The organism is Pseudoalteromonas sp. SG41-2, from assembly GCF_014164535.1.
GTDB classification, from domain to species: domain Bacteria; phylum Pseudomonadota; class Gammaproteobacteria; order Enterobacterales; family Alteromonadaceae; genus Pseudoalteromonas; species Pseudoalteromonas rhizosphaerae.
On sequence record NZ_JACJFK010000006.1, the window covers coordinates 102,075 to 123,205 of the forward strand.

Sequence of the window (21,131 nt, forward strand, 5' to 3'; positions counted from 1 at the left end):
TTATTGCTTTGCCATAACCATATCAACAAATCCACTCACATAATTCGTCTTTGGATCAAGCAATTCCTGAGGTTCAATTTTTATACCGAAAGTCAATTCAATCTGCATTACTAATGTCAGAATCTCAAATGAATCCAAAGCTATATCATCCTTGAATGAAAGCTCTAAAATATTATCAATATCAACAGCGCAACCTCTGTCTGTAAAAAACTGATATAAAAAGTTAATAAGTTGATTTTTCATTAATGAGAACCTTTTGGAATACAATACAAAACGGTGCTTAACCCTAAATGTTCATGTACTCGTAAATACATATCGTAATTAGGCTGCAATTGATCGATAAATTGAGGGAGTTCCCATAAATCTTTCGGTTTATGGTAAACACAAATAGCTAGCACAGGCTGTTGGGTTTGAATTAAACTTTTGGCACCTTCAAGAGCAGCTAATTCGGCCCCCTCTATGTCCATTTTTATATAGTTTATATCCATAGCTTGACAAGTTGAGTCTAAATCAACAACAGATACTGAAGAATCATTTATAACTTCACTTTGTATAATATTGCTGGAGCTTGTTTGCCCTTGATTAAAATTAAGTAAATCAACACATTTCCAAACCCCCGAAGGGAATGCTTGAAAAGAAATTTCAGGATTATTTTTCTTTAGCCTGTTTTGTGTATTTGTAAGTGTTTGATAATTATTTGTATCGGGTTCAAATGAGGAAATATGCTCAAGTGTTATAATATTTTTTTTATGAAGTTCTACAAACGCCTCTACTGTATCCCCAGTATAAGCACCACAATCGATAAAACGAATTGGTGATTGAAAATTGAAAGGTATATCATCTGGGAAGTACTCAATTTTTCTATCCGGTTCAGGGTAGTCATCAATAGAAAGGGATGCCCTAAAAGCACACAATTTATCTAATATATTTTTACTTTTATCATCCCCCAAACGCGCTCGTAACCACTTAATACTTGGTAAATTCAACATATCATGATGACTTGTGCGCATCCATAAATGCTCTAGCTGTGCATATTCCTTAAACACTTCTGGGAACTCTCGTGCAGCCTCAAAAAAGCCAAGAACATTATTATAACCGAGCTCTTGTAGGCGCTCTTTGATTTGCCCTCTATTAGAGTTAACTAACGGCGTTACAGCAACAATGACTGTCATATTACGATCAGCTGTATGCTCATCAAAAATAGGTAAATTATACTTCATCTGGCTAACTAAACGTTGATCGATCCACCCATTAACTTGTAGCTTTTGCTTTACTAAAATTCTATAAAAACATTCTCCAAAATGACCCGCTCCGTAAATTAGATAGTTCATTTAATCGCTCCAACGTGATGCCAAGTCAAAGGCATACCTTTTTTAATCGCTTTCGTTGCGAGTCTGCCCGTTATAAATCCTAAATCCTTTGGCATCAGCTCACCTACACCAGGCCTTAGATTGACCACATTCTCTTTGTTCAAAACTTCACCAGCAGCAATATCCCTCACTGCAAATAGGCAACGCCTTGCTTTACTGGGCTCACTAGGGAAATGTACACTGCCAATAGCCAACTCAACTTGCCTAACTCCTTGAACTAAATCTTCAAGTTCATCTGGTGTCATGGAAAAAAAGCTATCAGCCGTTTCATCTTCTTTACTCATCACAAAATGCTTTTCTATAATTGTCGCCCCCATAGCTACAGAGGCGACAGGTATATGGTTACCTAATGTGTGATCCGATAAGCCTATTGGTACTTTAAAAACATCTGTTAAATGAGGGATTGTTTTTAAATTAATGCTTTGCGGGGGAGCTGGGTAGCTACTTGTACATTTCAATATAGCTAAATCTGTTACTCCTGCTTGGTGAGCAACTTTCACAGCTTCGTCAATCTCAGCAAGCGTTGCTCCACCTGTTGACATAATCACCGGCTTTCCAGTCGCAGCAACTTTTCGAATGAGGTCATGATCGATCAACTCTGGCGAAGCTATTTTATATGCAGGTGAATCAAAAGATTCCAATAAATCGACTGCAGAATCATCAAATGGTGAAGAAAAAATAGTGATACCGATTTCATTCGCCAGCTGAATTAAAGGGGCGTGAAAATCCCATGGCATATATGCCCCTTCGTATAAATCATATAAATATTGTCCTTGCCATGGACCTGTTGCTTCAAAATGCGGTAATTTACAATCCATTGTTAAAGTATCTGCGCGGTAAGTTTGTAACTTTATCGCATCAGCTCCGGCCTCTTTTGCGGCTCTAACTAACGCTTTCGCCTGCTCTAAATTTTGACCATGGTTTGCTGACATTTCGGCAATAATATACACAGGATGACCTGGCCCAATTTTTCTACCATCGATGGTAATTTCAGAATTAAACGCCATTTGCGCCCCTTAAATTGCACTGTCAAAAAATCATTAAATCAAAGCAAATTTCATACCTAATTATCTACAATAGCTTACAATTTGATAAACTATATTGATCCAAAAGGATTTTAACTTTTAAGTTATGTGCAAGAGTGTAATGATTTGCTATATTTATCTCAATAATAATTACGATTACCAGTGACCATGTCTGATGTATTAATAATAATTCAAGCACGTATGACATCAACCAGATTGCCTGCCAAAGTGATGTTGCCGCTGTGTGGCAAACCAGTGTTACAAATTATGCTTGAACGCTTACCAAACTGGCACGATCAAATCATTGTCGCAACAACTAATGATGGCACTGAGCAGCCTATCTTGGATTTATGCACACAGCTGAATATTAAAACCTACCAAGGGGATACACAAGACGTACTAAGCCGCTATTATCTGGCTGCTAAACATTATAATGCTCAATCATCTACAACCATAGTTAGGCTAACGAGTGATTGTCCACTGATTGATGAAGAGCTATGTAACAAAGTGATTAATGAAAGAGTGACTCAAACCTATGACATGGTTAATTTAGGTCCTCATAGTGGTTACCCTAGAGGACTTGACTGCTGCGCATTTTCATTTGATTTACTAGAGAATACCCATCTAAAAGCAACATCACCGGACGATCGTGAGCATGTTACGTTAGGCATGGCAAAATTTAATACTATAACGACTCACACATTCAGTGCGTATGAAGATTATAGCCACTTTCGCCTAACACTTGATGAACCAGACGATTACAAAGCAATTACCGCTGTTTATGAGCATTTTTTGAATAAAGTAGATTTTTCCTATAATGATTTAATAAAAACATTAAAGGAAAACCCTCACATCACCGATATAAATAAACATGTAGAGCAAAAATCTACTTAAGTTAGGCATAATAATTGTATGTCATTGAACATTATATTTATGACTACCAAAGAATTAGAGAATATTAAATGAATCCAAAAACAATATTAGTTACCGGTGCAACTGGCTATAAAGGAACTGTACTGGTTCCAAAACTACTGGCTTTAGGCCATCGCGTAATCGCGTTTGACATCCAATGGTTTGGTAATTTTTTGCCCTCTCATGACAACCTCTCAGTCATTAAAGGTGACGTACGCGACACTGATACGATTAACTTAGACGGTGTGGATTCTATTATTCATCTTGCTTCTATCGCAAACGATCCCTGTGGTGATTTAAACCCTAAATTAACATGGGAAGTGAGTGCGTTAGCAACTATGCGCTTAGCCGATAAAGCAAAGCGCTGTGGAATAAAACAGTTTATTTATGCGTCATCGGGTAGCGTATACGGCGTTAAAGATGAAGAGCAAGTAACTGAGGACTTAACGCTTGAGCCTATTTCTGAATACAACAAAACGAAAATGGTTGCAGAGCGTGTACTTCTTAGTTATGCCGACGACATGGCGGTACAAATTGTACGCCCAGCAACTGTATGCGGTTTATCTAAACGAATGCGCTTAGATGTTTCTGTCAATATGCTGACAATGCAAGCTCTAAAAAATGGAAAAATCACAGTGTTTGGCGGCGATCAAGTCAGACCAAATATTCATATTGACGATATTACTGATCTCTATATTTATATGCTGGATAATCCAGAGAAAGTCTCTGGTGTCTTTAATGCAGGGTTTGAAAATATCTCAATTATGGATATAGCAAAAATGGTACAGGCTAAAATAGCATGTGAGATTGAGGTTACTCCTTCAAATGACCCTCGTTGTTACCGTATTAATTCAGATAAGTTACTATCTAGCGGTTTTACACCCAATAAAAATGTCGACACAGCCATTACCGAAATTATTACAGCTTACAAACAAGACTTACTTAAAGATGAAGACCATTTTTACAACCTTAAATGGATGCAAAGAGAAGTTTTATGACTAACAACCAATCTGCAACCACTATAGCCAAGGATTCAGTGAAAAAACTGACAACAAACTATGTGAACACCCTAACGGATGTATTAAAACAGTTAGATAGTGAACAAGTTAAGAGTCTTGTTGATACCTTACTTACTATGAAGGCAAATAACGGCACTTTATATTTATGTGGCAATGGCGGCTCAGCAGCAAATGCAATCCACCTTGCAAATGACTTTACATTTGGTATTAGCCCAGAAGGTAATGCATTAAAAGTTGAAGCATTACCAGCAAACAGCTCTGTTTTAACTTGCCTAGGCAATGACATTGGTTATGAAAATATTTTTGCACATCAGCTAAAAGTTAAAGCAAACAGCAATGATATTTTACTTGTTTTATCTGGTAGCGGTAACTCTGAAAATATAATTAGAGCGACTCAACAAGCACTCGACATTGGCATGAAAACAGTGGGCATTTTAGGATTTTCTGGCGGTAAAGTTAAGCCGATGCTTGACCAAGTTTTCCATTTCGAAGTCCAAGATATGCAGATATCAGAAGATACTCAAGTTATTGTCGGGCATATCTTAATGAAAGCTCTATACAATGCATTACGTGAGGCTAATTAATGACCACCATTGTCTACGGAATTACAGCCTCAACAGAAATGTTTATCCGATCAGAATATAATACTGACAATAATATTTTTGCTTGTACAAATGGTGGCGAATCATACAAAGGCACGCCTGCAAAATCATTAGAAGAATTATCAAAACTAGAAAAAAAACAAACGCTCCAAGTAGTAATTTGTTCTGAATTTGTCTTTGATATCTTACAATCTTTAAATAAAATTGGTATTACCACTAATCAATGTTCTTTTTTTAACCACATGAGCGGTAAGCTCATTCCTTGTATACAAATGCAATTTGCTATTGATACTAAATCAACGTTATATGCTTTTTATGATCTCTCTTATAATTTGCCCTGCTTTGATGTAACTACTTTTATCGTTTTAGCTGAAATAGAACGAAAAAAACAAAATAAAAAAAATATTCAATTTGTAATTATCCCTAGCCATAGTGACGATACTCCAGGATTAAATGTATATCACGATAACGTTGATGCTAAATGGCGTATCGAAAAGGTTATTAAACCCATGTTTAATTGTCTTGCCTCATGCATAGGTATTGATCAGCCGATTTCGCAAAGTAGCCTTGTATACTATAAAAGCTTGAACCCTAGCATATATCCAAATAACTACTTTCAAAACCCTAGACAAGCAGCTGGAGATTTTAAATTATTAAAATCTTATGCCGAGCAAAATATTAAATTAAGTAACTTAGCACCTCCACAACAAGCTTATACTATTGTTAATGACTTCATAAGACATAACGTGGGCAAAAAAAAGCTAATAACAATTACATTGAGAGAATATTGGGCAAATTCCGAGCACAGAAATAGCAATACAACGGCATGGCTTGATTTTGCATTATCACTAGACCTCAATGAATACTTTCCGCTAATTATTAGAGATACTTATAAAGTAAGTGAGCCCCTTGAAGAAAAATATCAATCGCTTACAACGTATCCCCTTGCAGCTGTAGATTTAAGTATCAGGCTCGCCTTATACCATGAAGCGTATATAAATATGGGTGTTGACAGTGGTCCTCTTTATCCGATTAGCTATCTTGAAGGGGCTCGCTCAATCATTTTTAGATGGTGTTCGAATGATATTCCAAATCTATCAGACAGAACAAATAGCATGCACGGCTTTGAAGTTGGAAAAAATCATTACTTTAATGATAATGAATTTCAAATAAATGCATGGATGGATGATTCATTTGAAAATATTCAAACTCAATTTTCTCTTCTTGAGAATAAAATAAATAAGGCGGCAATCTAAACTATGAATGACTCATCAATTTTAGTTTTAGGAAGCAATTCATTTTCAGGGGCATCATTTTGTGCGCATATGCTAAAAAATGATCAGCAAATTGTTGCTGTTAGTCGCTCATCAGAACCTAATTCAGCATTACTACCATATAGTTGGCAAAAAAATGCAGATAAATTGCAATTTAGCCAACTGGATATAAATCATCATCTGCAAAAAATTATTGATATTGTTAAACAGAAAAAAATTAAAAAAATTTATAACTTTGCTGCACAAAGCATGGTTGGTCAAAGCTGGCAACATCCTGAACATTGGTTTATGACTAACACTGTTTCAACGATCAAGTTACACAATTCTCTCCGACAATTAGATTTCCTTGAAAAATACATCCATATATCAACTCCCGAAGTTTATGGTAGTTGTAACGGATTAGTACCAGAGCATACTAATTATCAACCCAGTACACCATATGCAGTCTCCCGTGCTGCTGCAGATATGAGTCTACATACATTTGCAGATGTTTATGACTTTCCAGTGGTATTTACACGAGCTGCCAATGTTTATGGTGAAGGCCAACAGCTTTATCGCATAATCCCTCGTACTATTTTATATGCCCTACTAGGCAAAAAATTACAGCTGCATGGCGGAGGGCATTCAACACGATCATTTATACATATTGACGATGTATCTTCAGCGACACAACTTATTGGCGAAAAGGGTAAAAATGGTGATATTTACCATATTTCAACAGATAAAATGATCTCTATTCGAGTACTCGTTGAAACAATCTGCAATATGCTTAAGCTCCCATTTGAACAAGTGTGCCAATCGACTGAAGATCGATTAGGAAAAGATGCAGCATATTTATTAGACACAAAAAAAATTCGCTCCGAGCTAAATTGGCAAGATTCTATTTCATTAGAAAACGGCTTAGAACGAACAATTTATTGGATGAAGCAAAATTTAGATGTACTCGCCAAGCAAGAACATGACTATATTCACAAACCTTGAGGTAATCATGATAGGACAAGAAATAGATTTACTAAAAAATTACCCTAAGTCTAAGCGTGATCTTTCTGGTAGATTAGAAGCCAAAAGTGAAGCAGTTAGAGCTATAGCGCGCCAATTTGACGAGGAATTCTTTGATGGTGATAGAGAGCACGGCTATGGTGGTTTTAACTATCATTCACGGTTTTGGCAGCCAGTCGTGCCTGACTTTATTACGCACTTTGGCCTGCAAGAAAATAGCAGTTTATTAGACGTAGGCTGTGCAAAAGGATTTATGCTTTATGATATTTTACAACAGCTACCAACAATGATATTGAGTGGAATAGATATATCCCATTACGCATTAGACAATGCCAAACAGGAAGTAAAGCACTTATTACAACAAGGTTGCGCTACTAAATTACCTTTCGAAGACAATAGTTTTGATACTGTAATATCAATTAACACTATTCATAATTTAGATCTTAATAATTGTGCAAAAGCACTGCAAGAAATAGAGCGAGTTTCTAAAGCTAAAGCATTTATTACTGTTGATGCATATAGAAATGAACAAGAAAAAGAACGCATGGAAGCCTGGAATCTAACAGCCAAAACAATGATGCATGTTGATCAGTGGAAAGAGTTTTTCAAAGATACAGGCTACACTGGCGATTTTTATTGGTTTATACCCTAATGAAAAAACTTGATGCATATTTCGAATCATTAAGAATTCGAAAAATAGAAGAAATAATAGCCTTACGCTACCCTGAGCAAGAAATGAGATGCCCAACACATCTGTCAATAGGTCAAGAGCTAGTACCTGTTGTTGTTTCTAATTTTTTATCTAAAGATGATAAGGCTTTCAGTTCACATAGAGCACATGCCCACTATCTAGCCAAAGGCGGATCATTAAAGAAAATGATAGCTGAATTATATGGCAAGGCGACAGGCTGCACAGGTGGCAGAGGTGGCTCTATGCACTTAACAGACTTGGATTGCGGTTTTATAGCTAGCACTGCAATTGTGGGTAATAGTATACCACTGGCGGTTGGCAGTGCGCTAAGTCAAAAACTACAAAATAGCAATTTTTTGACCGTAAGTTATTTTGGTGACGGTGCAACGGAAGAAGGCGCTTTTTACGAGTCGTTAAATTTTGCAGCAGTTAAATCTCTTCCTATATTATTCATATGTGAGAATAACCGCTATTCAGTGTATAGCCCATTAGAAGTTCGCCAGCCGGTTAATAGAAGCATTACGGATTTATCGCAATCAATTGGAGTTGAAAGCTTTCACGCTGATGGAAATCTTTTAATACCACTAACCCATGCCGTTGAGAGTGCTATTGAATATATTAGAAAGAATAATGCCCCAGCACTCTTAGAGCTTGATACATATCGTCACAGAGAGCATTGCGGTCCTAATTTTGATGATGACTTAAACTACAGAGCCGCAGGTGAAGTCAAAACATGGCTTGAAAAAGATCCGTTAAAATTATTATTCGCGGAACTATCAGCAGATCAACATTTCGAGAAAACTCATAACGAAATGATTATCAAAATAAAAAATGAAATAGAAGATGCTTTTCTTTTTGCTGAAAATAGCCCTTTTCCAAATCCACAGTTAAACGAAGAGTTTCTTTATGCAAAATAAAACAACAACATTCGCTGAAGAAATAAACCAAGCACAGCACTGTGCCATGGCTGAAGACGATAGCATGATTTGTATGGGATTAGGTATTAATGATCCAAAAGCTATTTTTGGTACAACTACAGGCTTACAATCAAAGTTTGGCTCAGACCGTGTCTTTGATATGCCAACATCTGAAAATGCAATGACGGGTGTAGGGATTGGCGCAGCTATTACTGGCACACGTGTATTAATGACCCATCAACGAGTCGATTTTTTCTTGCTTGCCATGGACCAACTTGTAAATAATGCCGCTAAGTGGCACTACATGTTTAATGGGCAAATGACTGTACCTTTAACAATACGTTTAATCATAGGTAGGGGTTGGGGTCAAGGACCCACTCATCAACAAAGCTTGCAATCATGGTTTGCACATATCCCTGGACTTAAAGTTGTTACTCCAAGCTTAACTGATAATGTAGGACAGCTACTTTATCAAAGTATAATGGATAATAATCCAACTATTTTCCTTGAACATCGATGGCTGCATAACCAAAACATCGACAAAGAAACGTGCGTCGATTACAACTCAAACATGCAAACAACGAGAGTCATCAAAGAAGGTGAAGATGTCACTATCATCGCTAATAGCTATATGCTCCTAGAAGCCATACACTGCCACAACTTCCTAAAAAAACAAGGTGTTAACTGCGAGGTAATTGAGGTATCTGAACCGACAAATATTGATTGGCAAACTATTTATAACTCTGTCAATAAGACTCAAACCTGCATATGCACTGATATAGGACATAACTCATTTTCTGTCTCTAGTGAAATTTCAGCAAAAATATATGAAGCATGCTTTACTTCCTTAAAAAAACCAATAAAACGAATAGCACTCCCCTCTTACCCTGAACCTACGAGCTTTGGATTAACAAAAAAATACTACAAAACCAGAACTGAGATTACTAAAGCTGTATCTGAACTCCTTGATAGGGAAATATTTATGACCGAAGATGTAGAATTTCCTCACGATGTTCCTGGTAACTGGTTTAAAGGCCCGTTTTAATGAATCGAGTATTAATTACAGGAATAAATAGTGGTATTGGGCAAGCACTTGCTGAGCGCTTAAGCCAAAATACGATTATTCACGGTACTTATCGAGGGCGAAAATCAAACTTAGATTTTGCTGAACTAACAAAAGTTGATTTTAGCTCACAAAAAAACGTTGACGATTGGTGCCATAAAACGAACTTTTCAATATATGATAGTATAATTTTTGTTCATGGCACACTCGAGCCAATCGGTTCTCTATCAGATTGCTCTTATGACGATTGGGAAAATGCATATAGAATTAATTACTTATCTATAGTGCAAGTGTTAAGTTCAGCAGTTCTAAAAATGAAATCAAACTGCAAAATCCTGACTTTTGCTGGCGGAGGCGTCAATAGCGCCCCGACGAAGTTCAACTCTTATATAAATGCGAAAGTAGCATTAATAAAAATGACTGAAGTTTTAGCTGCTGAATATCCCGATTTAATCTTTCTAAATGTTGGTCCTGGCTGGGTAGATACACCTATTCACCAACAAACACTCCACGCAAAAGAAATAGTGCCGGAAGCATATAAGGAAACAGCCAGAAGATATGAGGAAAATGACTTTGTGTCTATGCAACTGGTCATCGACTCCTTAATTTTTCTTCTTGATAATGCAAATAGTAAGTTTAGTGGACGAAACTATAGCATTGCATCCAAAGAAATTTTTCATGAGGATTTTTTGGAGTCTCTTGAAAACCCAAATATCTACAAATTGCGTAGACTCAATAAAGAGCATACATAAATGAAACTAACGGATTATATTGCATCTTACCTTGCTCAATTAGATATCAAGCATGTATTTGTTCTGCAAGGCGGTGCTGCTTTACATTTAATTGACTCAATTGAAAAACACCCTTCGCTTTCAGCTATTGCAATGCAACATGAGCAATCATGTGCGATGGCTGCTGATAGTTATGCAAAAACACACCATGTACTAGGCGTGACTATAGCCACATCAGGCCCAGGCGCTACAAATTTATTAACAGGTATCGCAAGCTCCTACTTTGACTCTGTAGCTACTTTACATATAACTGGAAATGTAGCTTCATTTAGGCAATCGCATAAATTAGGGGTTCGCCAATATGGTTTCCAAGAAACCGATATTGTTTCTATGGCAAAGCCAATAACAAAGTACGCAATACAATTAAAAAGACCTAATGACATTATCACTGTATTACCTGAAGCTATAAAAGCAGCATTAAGTGGCCGGCCAGGGCCTGTGTTAATAGATATTCCTGATGACTTTCAGCGAGAGATATTAGATATAAAAAAAATACCATTTGAAGCTTTTAATCAATCAACTGTAAACCATAAAGTAATTCAAGAAAACATATTTAATAACTTCATAGTGTCATTAAAACAAGCGAAAAAACCTTTATTTATTCTTGGTGCTGGGTGCCATAACTCAGCAGAACGGTTAATTTCACTTGCAACAAAACTAAAAATCCCCTTTCTATCGACTTGGCCGCTCAAAGGGATTGCAAATCATGATGACGAGCTAAATCTAGGGAATTTTGGAACTCATTCTTTACGTGGGAATAATATCGTTTTACAAAATTGCGATTTTATCATTTCTATTGGGTGCAGACTAGATTCAAAAGCCACAGCAAAATTAGATACCTTTGCACGTGAAGCTAAAATCGCAATGGTGGATATTGACCATAACGAAATAGAGAAATTTGCCCAATTAGGCAAAGTAATCAACTATCAATTTCCTGTATCTGTACAAGTTTTTTTAGATGCTTTTTCACTGCATTGTGAAGATTTAATTGAAATATTTAAAAATAACGATGTGTGGCTAAATTATATTACGGATGTCACACAAGAGTTTAACTACATACCTGAATATAATTACGGTGGTGTAAACCCATATTTAGCTGTTGAGTTGTTTAGTGGTGCTTTCTGTGATGACCAAAATATATGTGTGGATACAGGTACTTGCTTACCTTTAACTCTTGTCTACGGTAAAGAGAAAAAAGGCCAGCAGTATATTTCTTCATATAATAATACCCCCATGGGCTATGCTTTACCTGCATCGATTGGTGTTGCCCTAGCAAAAGAAAAAGAAGTATTTTGTATAGTTGGCGATGGTGGTTTGCAAATGAATATCCAAGAACTTTCAACGTTAAATCACTTGAAACTTCCAGTCATTATTATTGTATTTAACAATAGTGGTCATTGTATGATAAAACAAACCCAAGATGATTGGCTAGACTCAAATTATTTTTCTGCTGATTGTAATAATGGCTTGCCTCACATAAATTTTTCTGAAGTTGCTAAAGCTTATGGGATCGACTCTGAAAAAGTTGAAAATAATGAGCAATTAAAATTATTAGTAGAACGTTTACACCTTCGCATGGATCAAGAAGGGCCAAAGCTTATCGAATTAGTAATTAACCCAAACTTTAGATATGAACCGATTATCAAGTATGGCAATCCATTAGAGAATATGAGCCCTGAACTTGCTTACATAAAACAAAAAAAAGCTATGCTTATACCCAGTTTGAAGGAAAATCTATAATGATAAACTTACACCAAGAGCTGGTTATGCTAGCTAGGAATACACAATCACACGTACAATCAAGCAGTGATTACCAGCTTCTTAACAAAAAACTATCAAAAGTAATTGCCAGCGCTTATAACACGACATCAACACCAACATTTTTATTAACGGATAATATTACATTTTCTCTTCCGTATTACGATATGGGCAATATTAATACGACTCATTTATTTGGTATTGATGAGCTAATCATTTTAAGCTTTTACTTGAAAAATAAAAATAACTATAAGAATGTGTTAGATCTTGGCGCTAATATCGGTCTGCATTCAATAGTGCTGAGCTTATTAGATTATCAAGTTACATGTTTTGAAGCGGACCCTGAAACATTCCGCGTTTTAAAACAAAACCTAGAATTAAATAATTGTAAAAAGATTAAGCCAATAAATGAAGCCGCGGCAAGTTTTGATGGCAAAGCTGAATTTACACGAGTATGTGGAAACTTAACTGGAAGTCATTTGAGCGGCGCAAAAAGTAATCCCTATGGAGAGCTAGATAAATTTGAAGTTAAAGTTAATAACATAGGTAATATAGCTAAAGAATTTGACTTAATTAAAATTGATATTGAAGGTCAAGAAGCAGATGTATTAACTTCAATTTCTTCGGAGGACGCTTTAAAAATTGATTTTATGATGGAAATTAATGGCGAAAAAAATGCAAAAACTATTTTCGACTACAGTTTACAAGTCGGCTTAAATATTTTTCTTCAAAAAAATGATTGGAAAAAAGTGAACTCTCTTGCCGAATTACCCCTAAGTCATAGAGAAGGTAGTGTTTTCCTTTCTAGTAAAAATAAGATGCCTTGGTAAAATATGAATATTCCAACTTATTTTAAAGCAGGTGTATTAATAGATATAGAGCAGCCCCTTCAACTACTCGATTTAAAAATACCGTATTTGAAAGATAATCAAGTTCTGGTGAAAATGCATATGGCTGGCTTGTGTAGAAGCCAGCTGATGGAGAGTAAAGGCCTTAGAGGAGAAGACAAGTATTTGCCCCACTTAATGGGTCATGAAGGTGTAGGTGAAGTAATAGCAGTTGGCAATAGTGTTACCAAGGTTAAACAAGGAAATCGTGTCGTTCTTGGTTGGCTAAAAGGCAGTGGAATCGATTCCGGTGGGACACATATAATTAGCAAAGAGGGTCAAATTATCAATGCAGGTCCAGTTACGACTTTTTCAGAGTACTCTGTTATATCTGAGAATAGAGTAACCATTTGCCCTGAAGGTATTTCAAATGAGTTAGCTGTTTTACTCGGTTGCGCCCTCCCCACAGGAGCCGGTATGGTTCTTAACCAGATACAACCACACTCTAATAGTAATGTGATATTAATCGGACTAGGTGGTATAGGCATAAGTGCACTATTAATGCTTAAACATTTCAGACCAAAAAAAATCATAGTTGTAGATATTGAACAATCTAAATGTGACTTAGCACTACAACTAGGCGCCGATGAAGCTTATTTATATGAAGAAGCAAGCCTAGCTTTACTCAAAGAGCAACACCCTAACGGCTTTGATTATGCTATTGAGAGTGCTGGACTATGTGAAACCATAGAATTCGCTTTTAATAATATACATAACAGCGGTAAATGCTATTTTGCCTCACATCCAAAAACTGGCGATTTTATAAAGTTAGATCCTCATCAACTAATTTGTGGAAAGCAAATTTTTGGAACTTGGGGAGGTAATTGTAATCCAGACAAAGATTTAAAATCGATTGCAGATATTATTCAAAAACTTGAAATATCTATTAATTCTTTGATAAGCCATCGCTATTCTTTGAATCAAATCAATGAAGCAATATCGGCGCTCGAACGAAGAGAAATTACCAGAGCCATCATTACTTTTGAGAATATTGAAGTATGAATAAGCAAGTCCTTGTTCAAGGAAATTTTGACATTTTACACCCTGGCCACATTCGCTTACTTCGTTTTGCAAAAGAGTGTGGTGATAAACTAATTGTTGCTGTTAACAGCGACAAATCTATGGGGTTAAAGAGTCGGGTAAACGAACAACATCGCCTAGAGATGGTTCAATCCCTCGAATGTGTGAATGAAGCATTTTTATCAGATTTAACTCCAGCAGAAACCGTAAAGAGCCTCAAGCCTCATATTGTCGTGAAAGGTAAAGAGTTTGAAAGTAGGCACAATCCTGAGCATGCTCTTGTTGAAATGTACGGAGGAAAGCTTATTTTTGGCTCTGGTGAGTTCGAATCTAATTCCGAACAATATATTACAAGAACAATAAGCCATGGTCATAACTTTGATTATAAAAAATGCCAAAGTTATGCAACAAGGCATCAGTTTAATTATCAATCAATCAACACGGTATTTTCTCAATTTAGTGAAAACCGTGTTGCTGTAATTGGCGAAATAATCGTCGATGAATATATCCAAGGTACTGCGGTAGGCTTATCTCAGGAGGATCCTACCATAGTGATGACACCAGATAGAACGGATACATTTTTAGGCGGAGCAGCAATTACAGCAGGTCATATAAAAGGGCTAGGAGCTAATCAAGTTACGCTTTTCTCGGTACTTGGCAAAGATGATAAAGCTGATTACGTAAAAAATCATATTAACGCATACAATATTGATACTATACTTTTCGATGATGGCAGTCGCCCAACACCATTAAAATCACGATATAGAGCTGGCAATAAAACACTTCTAAGGGTCAATCAAGTTCGACAGCATAAAATTTCTAAAGAAATTCAAACAGATTTATACATGCAACTTGAAAGTAGTATTAACAACTTCGATTTACTGGTATTTTCTGATTTTAATTATGGATTATTACCTCAAACTCTGGTCGATAAAGTCATTGCTTTATGCAAAGAAAACAATGTACGTGTTGTCGCAGACAGCCAAACATCTTCTCAAGTTGGTGACATTGCCCGTTATAAAGATATGATGCTAATAACACCAACAGAAAAAGAAGTACGCGTAGCATTGAATAATATTGATGATGGTCTACCTATATTGGCCCAAAAACTTTGCGAAAAAGCAAATCCAACGTCTTTAGTTATTACCCTCGCAGGAGAAGGTATTTTTATCCATCTACCAGATCAAAACGGCCAATGGGAAAATGATATGCTTCCTGCGATTAACCGTAATGCGGTTGATCCTGCGGGAGCTGGTGATTGCTTCTTAGCTGCCAGTAGCCTGGCATTGTGCTCAGGTGCGACACCTTGGCAAGCTTTTTATATTGCAAGTATTGCAGCCGCTTGCCAAGTAGATACTCTCGGAAATCAGCCACTGTCCTTCAACACGCTACAGCAACGAGTACTGGAGTCATTCAAAAATATATGAAAGCAATATTGCTTGCAGCAGGGTTAGGCACTCGGTTAAAACCTTTGACTAATACAATTCCAAAATGTTTAGTGCCTATTAAAGGCAAGCCTTTATTGGCTTATTGGCTAGAAAAGCTCGATAAACTTGGTGTCAGCGACATACTCATTAATGTGCACTATTTCGCTGAACAAGTAGAAGAGTTTGTGTCAAAGTCCGAATACCGTAATAAAATAACAATCGTTAGAGAGAAAAAGTTACTCGGTACAGGCGGCACTTTGATTAGTAATAAAGAGTTTTGGCATTGTAGTCCCACAATGGTCATTCATGCTGATAACTATTGCGAAGATACCCTTACTAATTTTGTAGAAGCCCATTCAAAAAGGCCCAAAAAGTGTGATGCTACGCTTTTACTTTTTGAATCTGCTTCTCCCTCCTCATGTGGTATTGTTGAACTTGATTCAGACGCTTCAATCCAAAGGTTTCATGAAAAAGTATCCAATCCACCAAGTAACCTAGCAAGCGGGGCATTGTTTTTATTCTCCGCAGGAGTGTATGAAAAATACTTTTCACACTTTAAACAGGAAAGCTTCTATGAAATTAGCCACGACATGGTGCCTTTATTATTGGGCAGTCTTTATAGCTATAAAACCCATCTGAGATATATAGATATAGGCACTCCACAAGCTTATAATAAACTTCAAACTGAATTGCTGGCTATCAACAAACCTGCTTAATATTAAGATAAATAAAAACTAGGATATAAAGTGAAGTTATCTGAAAAACTTAAAAACAGCATTGCAAGCCATGCAAAACTTCCTGCAATTTTTGTTGATAATCAATACATTACTTATAAACAGCTTGCAAGTTACGCTAATAATATTAACACGAGCGAAATAAGTGAAGCTGAGCAAGTTGGAATTTTAAGTTACCGAGATACTCACTATTATAGCGCCGTACTTGCCTGCGCTTTAGATTCACGAACATTTATACCACTTGGGGTAAAACTGCCAATAGCTAGATTGGCTTTTATCATAAAGCAAGGCAACTTAAAGTATGTTTTATACAGTAAAAAATATTTGTCGATCAGCCAAGCATTAATAAAAGCACTCCCAGATAGAGTATTTGTATGTTTGGACGATATAGTCAATAAAAGCATTGTATCAACTAAATCACTACAAGCTCGCAGCCTATCCAATATCGCTTATGTTTTATTTACTTCAGGTTCTACAGGCTCACCAAAAGGTGTGCCTATTAGCATTGCGAATCTTAAGTCTTATCTTGATACTATGTGTGAGTCTTTACCCCTCAGTAATACAGATAAGGTAAGCCAAGTATTTGATCCAACGTTTGATCTAAGCATGCATGATATATTTGTTACTTGGCTGCAAGGTGCTTGTCTTTATGTAGTGCCTGAAACCGCTATATTTGCGCCAGGTAAATTCATTAAACAACACGGGCTTACAGTGTGGTTTAGTGTCCCTTCTACTGCATCAATTATGGCTAAACTAGGAATGCTTAAAAATGATGCCTATCCTAGCCTTCGTGTGAGTCAGTTTTGTGGTGAGCCCTTACCTAGAACACTCGCTCTGCAATGGCAAAAAGCAGCACCAAACAGCAAGGTTATTAATTTATACGGACCAACTGAGGCTACAATAGCATGCAGTAGATATGTATTTGATTGTAATGATGATAGTGATAGTAGCTATATTCCCCTGGGTAAAGCACTTAAAAACATGAGCTTTGATTTAGATGCACAAGGTGAGCTTTTGATTTCGGGGCCTCAAGTATTTTCTGGGTATTTAAATGACAATATTAAAACTCAGCAATGTTTAATTAAAACAAATAACATTACCCATTATCGAAGTGGTGATCTCGTAAATCGTGATGCTCAAGGAGTATTTCACTATATTAGCCGTGTAGATGACCAAGTTAAAATCCAGGGATACCGCGTTGAGCTATCCGAAGTAAATACACTAGCACAAAATTTTTTATCAAACCCTTTGGTACAGGCTATCGCAACGCCAATACAACAACCTCAAAGTTTGACTTTATTTATTTGTAATCCAGCCGATAAAGAAAGTGAGCAAACACTGATTGATTACTTAAAGCAACAGCTGCCACTTTATATGGTGCCCAAAAAGATTATATGGATCGATTCCATGCCACTAAATAGTAATGGTAAAATTGATAAAAGCGCCCTACATACCATGATGGAGAAATAATGAGCTTAACAAATTCGATTGAACAAGCTATCAATAATAAATTAATAGAAAAGCATGGTCAGGACATACTCATATCATTAGATAAAAAAAATAGTTTAATAAGTTTAGGTCTTTTAGATTCGCTTGATTTTATTAGTATGTTAATGGAAATAGAAAACAGCTTAAACCTTGATATTGATTTCGAAGAAGCTGACCCTGTGCAATTTACATCTTACAGTGGCCTAATAAAGCTACTTAGTGAGTCTACTAATGCCTAACAAAGTGAATTGGCAAGAAATATATAATACGGAATATGTGAATGCCCCTGAGTGTTGGAAAACATGCGGTGGCTACTGCTGTAAAAATTTTTACGGAGAGCATTTTAATATCCTAGACAAAAGTGGTGTATCTTTACCTCTTCTCGAAAATGAGTATGAGTACTATAAATCTATTGGTGGTATTAAAAATATTACTACACCAGCTAAAAAGCGTACATTTACGCTTTCAAACGGTAAAAGCTTCAATATCTATTTGCTCTCTTGCCAATGTGGTGGTTTATGCGAACCCCATGGACATAGACCCTTAGTTTGCAGAATATATCCCTACTTCCCTATAGTAGATGCGTTTGGTACTGTTATTGATTTTGAGTACTCCGCTTTAATGGATCTTTTTTACCGTGATCCAGATAATAACCATAAATGTACGCTGGTTAGAGAGCAAGCCATAAAGTTGAAACGTGAACTTACAGTTTCTATGAAGCCATTGTTACGTGATCCTGAAGTTGTGTTTATCTTTAGGTGTTTGAAGGAACTTGTAGACCGCCTCAAAGAAAAAATGGGGGGCTTTATTGATACCTTAGATGAATCACAGAAAAAAAAGTTTATTGCTAAATATGAATGGATGATTCTATCAGGCAAGCCGTGGAAAGATCCCGCTTTTTCAAAAAGAATTGATACTATCTACGACGAAGTTAAAGCAGCTTTCGGTAATGAGGACTTTTTGTGAGAAGTATCAGCCAAGAACAAATTATCGCAACATTACATTCAGTTGGTATCAACATGAATGACAGTGTGTTTATACACTCTTCATTATTTACACTTGGCGCTATAGAAAATCACTCAGTAAAAGAAGTGCCTGAGGCGTTCCTAAACTGCTTTAAAACTGCAATTGGTGATAACGGTAATATATTTATGCCAGCCTTTAATTATCAATTCCCACGCAGTCGCAAAGAAGATTTGCGCTCACAAGAATGTGTCTTAGGGTATTGGCCTGAGTGGTTTCGACAACAACCAAATGTAGTACGCTCAGGGCACCCTATGTTCTCAATCTGCGGTTTAGGGCCTGATGTGGCAAAAATCTGTTTACCCAAAAAACCTGAATATTATGCCTTTGCAGAAAACTCAACGTTTAGTAGGTTAATAGAACAAGATACAGTGCTTGTACTGCAAGGCATTGGCCTTAGAGTCGCCACGGTGATTGTTCAAATAGAAGCAATGTTAGGATTAAAATACCGGTTTAATAAACCTTTTACCGGTGTGACAACGCTCACAAATGGAGAAGAGGCTAACGGTACTTTTTACCACTTTTGCTTTCCTATAAATAATGCCTACAGGGAAGACTATTCCAAGTTAGAAGCTGCATTATTAAACTCAGGGATTATGAAACAAGCCCAACTTGGAAGATCATTTATCTATACAATAAAGATGAAAGCACTTTATCATTTTGTAAAAGACTTTGTTGCTGATAACCAATTTGCATTGCTTAACTGTAACCCATCTGAACTATATCGTTTTGATAATGGAAAAGAAGTCTCTTATTCTGTCGATAAATAATTGTTTATATCGTTATATGCGGCAACAAGTACATCAGCTTGTCGCCATTGTTTACCGCCTGATCTGCCTGAAATAATTATATTATCGACACTGTTTTTTAATGTATCAAAATTAGCTTGATTATTTTTTTCAAATTCTAAAGTTGGCACAGGAAAAGTGCCATGTATGACCTGTTTAATATGACTGATACATGTAGCATCTTGGCCGACAACTTGCATTTTCTTTAATGTATTCACAATTTCATCCACGTCATACTGCTCCACCTCTTCTGGCCTGCATAATATTTCTGCCGACAAGTTCGCATGCTGACTTTTAGTGCTGAGGTTAGGGTATAACGTCAACCTAAATATATCCGTTTGATGATCCCACACCCATAGATAATGCGATTTTTGATCAAGTAAAGGCAAGTCAAAATTCAAATGAAATACAATAGCAGTTCTCAGTTCTGGCTTGTTATAAACTAAAGGTAAGCCTAATGCTTTTAAGGCAATAAACGGAGGAGCACTCCAAAATAACAACTGACACTCAAGGATTTCTGCTTTATTAGTAAGCTTTACTCCCGTGATCTGCCGTCCATTAGTCTCTATCTTCTCTATTGATGAAGAAAGTACAACCTCAACTCCAGCGCTTTTAACTTTAGTTACTAAATACTCAACCCAAGACTCAATGCCTTTATTTTCTAATGGATAAAAGTAATTTGGAGTTTTTGAGTTGTCTTTGGTTTGTCTTTCATGAAAATGCGCTTGCGTTTGATATCCAATTTTAGCATCAAAAGTAGGAATATTTTTCAGTGCATTTGCAACATCGGGCTCAAAAGCAAGAATGCGAGTAAAGCCAAATAGTCCTGCTGCGACCGTTAATGTATTTAAATCTGTATGTTTACCATAGAGCTTATACAGAATTGGTTTAATAATATGCTGGGTAAACGTCTTGCCTAATGTTTCTTCGCAATAAGGGAGTATAAGCGAACTGCCACTAGAAGAGGTTGCTTGAATAAGCTCAGCACAACCTTGATAATACTCTTCGCTTGGCAGTTTGTGACTATCTGGAAACGGAGAGTTTAAATCCCATTCACCGGCAAAGTAATTACCTGATTGCAGTTTTTCTATTACGTGCCAATAGTAATCACGATTTTCTAGCTCGCCAAATAACAGAGTATCAAGCGCTTCTATGCCCGTTGCGTTCGGTATATGTGATCCCATATCATAATATGCACCTAACTCATCTTTTATAGAACAAAATAATCCCCCAACACGCTCACTTTGCTCAATTATTGTAACTTTTTTAAAAGACTGTTTGAGTAGTAATGCCGCCATTAAACCACATACCCCACCACCAACAACGATAGCTGAATTTCGCAT

Annotated in this window: 22 protein-coding genes; 18 read left to right on the top strand and 4 right to left on the bottom strand. The window is 36.5% G+C overall.

Going from position 1 to position 21,131, the window contains the following annotated elements:
* Genes H5186_RS06795 through pseI form a run of 3 tightly spaced genes read right to left on the bottom strand, consistent with a single transcriptional unit; the run spans position 1 to position 2,377 of the window.
* Positions 1-243, bottom strand: a complete 243-nt coding sequence (locus tag H5186_RS06795) for an acyl carrier protein (protein ID WP_076923517.1) — start codon at positions 241-243, stop codon at positions 1-3.
* Positions 243-1,331: an FkbM family methyltransferase gene (locus H5186_RS06800; protein WP_182718190.1), complete on the bottom strand. Its 1,089-nt coding sequence runs from the start codon at positions 1,329-1,331 to the stop codon at positions 243-245. Before H5186_RS06800 ends, H5186_RS06795 begins: the two co-directional genes overlap by 1 nt.
* Positions 1,328-2,377: a pseudaminic acid synthase gene (gene pseI / locus H5186_RS06805; RefSeq protein ID WP_182794261.1), complete on the bottom strand. Its 1,050-nt coding sequence runs from the start codon at positions 2,375-2,377 to the stop codon at positions 1,328-1,330. Before pseI ends, H5186_RS06800 begins: the two co-directional genes overlap by 4 nt.
* A 186-nt stretch (positions 2,378-2,563) precedes the next feature.
* Between pseI and H5186_RS06810 the strand changes: the two genes are divergently transcribed.
* From H5186_RS06810 to H5186_RS06895, 18 genes are all read left to right on the top strand, one after another.
* The gene (locus tag H5186_RS06810; RefSeq protein ID WP_076923520.1) at positions 2,564-3,289 is read left to right on the top strand and encodes a cytidylyltransferase domain-containing protein; all 726 of its coding nucleotides are present in this window, start codon (positions 2,564-2,566) and stop codon (positions 3,287-3,289) included.
* A gap of 68 nt (positions 3,290-3,357) precedes the next feature.
* Entirely contained in the window at positions 3,358-4,305 is a 948-nt protein-coding gene (locus tag H5186_RS06815) for an NAD(P)-dependent oxidoreductase (protein WP_182718192.1), read from the top strand.
* Positions 4,302-4,910 carry an SIS domain-containing protein gene (locus H5186_RS06820; RefSeq protein WP_182718193.1) on the top strand — a complete coding sequence of 203 codons (609 nt, stop codon included), beginning with the start codon at positions 4,302-4,304 and terminating at the stop codon, positions 4,908-4,910. The genes H5186_RS06815 and H5186_RS06820 overlap by 4 nt, the downstream gene beginning before the upstream one ends.
* A complete protein-coding gene (locus tag H5186_RS06825) occupies positions 4,910-6,184 on the top strand; it encodes a hypothetical protein (protein WP_182718194.1) in 1,275 nt (424 codons plus the stop codon). Before H5186_RS06820 ends, H5186_RS06825 begins: the two co-directional genes overlap by 1 nt.
* Before the next feature lie 3 nt (positions 6,185-6,187).
* Positions 6,188-7,183, top strand: coding sequence for a GDP-mannose 4,6-dehydratase (locus H5186_RS06830; RefSeq protein WP_182794262.1), 996 nt, complete (start codon positions 6,188-6,190; stop codon positions 7,181-7,183).
* Complete coding sequence (locus H5186_RS06835) at positions 7,161-7,853, top strand: class I SAM-dependent methyltransferase (RefSeq protein WP_259399423.1); 693 nt, start codon at positions 7,161-7,163, stop codon at positions 7,851-7,853. Before H5186_RS06830 ends, H5186_RS06835 begins: the two co-directional genes overlap by 23 nt.
* The gene (locus H5186_RS06840) at positions 7,853-8,809 is read left to right on the top strand and encodes a thiamine pyrophosphate-dependent dehydrogenase E1 component subunit alpha (protein ID WP_182794263.1); all 957 of its coding nucleotides are present in this window, start codon (positions 7,853-7,855) and stop codon (positions 8,807-8,809) included. Before H5186_RS06835 ends, H5186_RS06840 begins: the two co-directional genes overlap by 1 nt.
* Positions 8,799-9,854 (top strand): alpha-ketoacid dehydrogenase subunit beta, encoded by a 1,056-nt coding sequence (locus tag H5186_RS06845; RefSeq protein WP_076923526.1) that lies wholly within the window; start codon positions 8,799-8,801, stop codon positions 9,852-9,854. Before H5186_RS06840 ends, H5186_RS06845 begins: the two co-directional genes overlap by 11 nt.
* Complete coding sequence (locus H5186_RS06850) at positions 9,854-10,624, top strand: SDR family oxidoreductase (protein ID WP_145239465.1); 771 nt, start codon at positions 9,854-9,856, stop codon at positions 10,622-10,624. The genes H5186_RS06845 and H5186_RS06850 overlap by 1 nt, the downstream gene beginning before the upstream one ends.
* Positions 10,625-12,403 carry a thiamine pyrophosphate-binding protein gene (locus H5186_RS06855; protein WP_076923528.1) on the top strand — a complete coding sequence of 593 codons (1,779 nt, stop codon included), beginning with the start codon at positions 10,625-10,627 and terminating at the stop codon, positions 12,401-12,403.
* Positions 12,403-13,251 (top strand): FkbM family methyltransferase, encoded by an 849-nt coding sequence (locus H5186_RS06860; protein WP_145239468.1) that lies wholly within the window; start codon positions 12,403-12,405, stop codon positions 13,249-13,251. Before H5186_RS06855 ends, H5186_RS06860 begins: the two co-directional genes overlap by 1 nt.
* Before the next feature lie 3 nt (positions 13,252-13,254).
* Positions 13,255-14,310: an alcohol dehydrogenase catalytic domain-containing protein gene (locus tag H5186_RS06865; RefSeq protein WP_182718196.1), complete on the top strand. Its 1,056-nt coding sequence runs from the start codon at positions 13,255-13,257 to the stop codon at positions 14,308-14,310.
* Positions 14,307-15,755: a PfkB family carbohydrate kinase gene (locus H5186_RS06870; protein WP_182718197.1), complete on the top strand. Its 1,449-nt coding sequence runs from the start codon at positions 14,307-14,309 to the stop codon at positions 15,753-15,755. The genes H5186_RS06865 and H5186_RS06870 overlap by 4 nt, the downstream gene beginning before the upstream one ends.
* Entirely contained in the window at positions 15,752-16,471 is a 720-nt protein-coding gene (locus H5186_RS06875) for a nucleotidyltransferase family protein (protein WP_145239477.1), read from the top strand. Before H5186_RS06870 ends, H5186_RS06875 begins: the two co-directional genes overlap by 4 nt.
* 30 nt (positions 16,472-16,501) lie before the next feature.
* Positions 16,502-17,959: an AMP-binding protein gene (locus tag H5186_RS06880; RefSeq protein WP_182794264.1), complete on the top strand. Its 1,458-nt coding sequence runs from the start codon at positions 16,502-16,504 to the stop codon at positions 17,957-17,959.
* A complete protein-coding gene (locus tag H5186_RS06885) occupies positions 17,959-18,216 on the top strand; it encodes a hypothetical protein (protein WP_145239482.1) in 258 nt (85 codons plus the stop codon). Before H5186_RS06880 ends, H5186_RS06885 begins: the two co-directional genes overlap by 1 nt.
* On the top strand, positions 18,209-18,943 hold the full coding sequence (locus tag H5186_RS06890) for a hypothetical protein (RefSeq protein WP_182794265.1): 735 nt from the start codon (positions 18,209-18,211) through the stop codon (positions 18,941-18,943). The genes H5186_RS06885 and H5186_RS06890 overlap by 8 nt, the downstream gene beginning before the upstream one ends.
* Positions 18,940-19,770: an AAC(3) family N-acetyltransferase gene (locus H5186_RS06895; RefSeq protein ID WP_182794266.1), complete on the top strand. Its 831-nt coding sequence runs from the start codon at positions 18,940-18,942 to the stop codon at positions 19,768-19,770. The genes H5186_RS06890 and H5186_RS06895 overlap by 4 nt, the downstream gene beginning before the upstream one ends.
* On the opposite strand, the gene H5186_RS06900 is transcribed toward H5186_RS06895, so the two are convergent.
* A complete protein-coding gene (locus H5186_RS06900) occupies positions 19,752-21,131 on the bottom strand; it encodes an FAD-dependent oxidoreductase (protein ID WP_182739659.1) in 1,380 nt (459 codons plus the stop codon). The two genes, H5186_RS06895 and H5186_RS06900, sit on opposite strands and share 19 nt — an antisense overlap.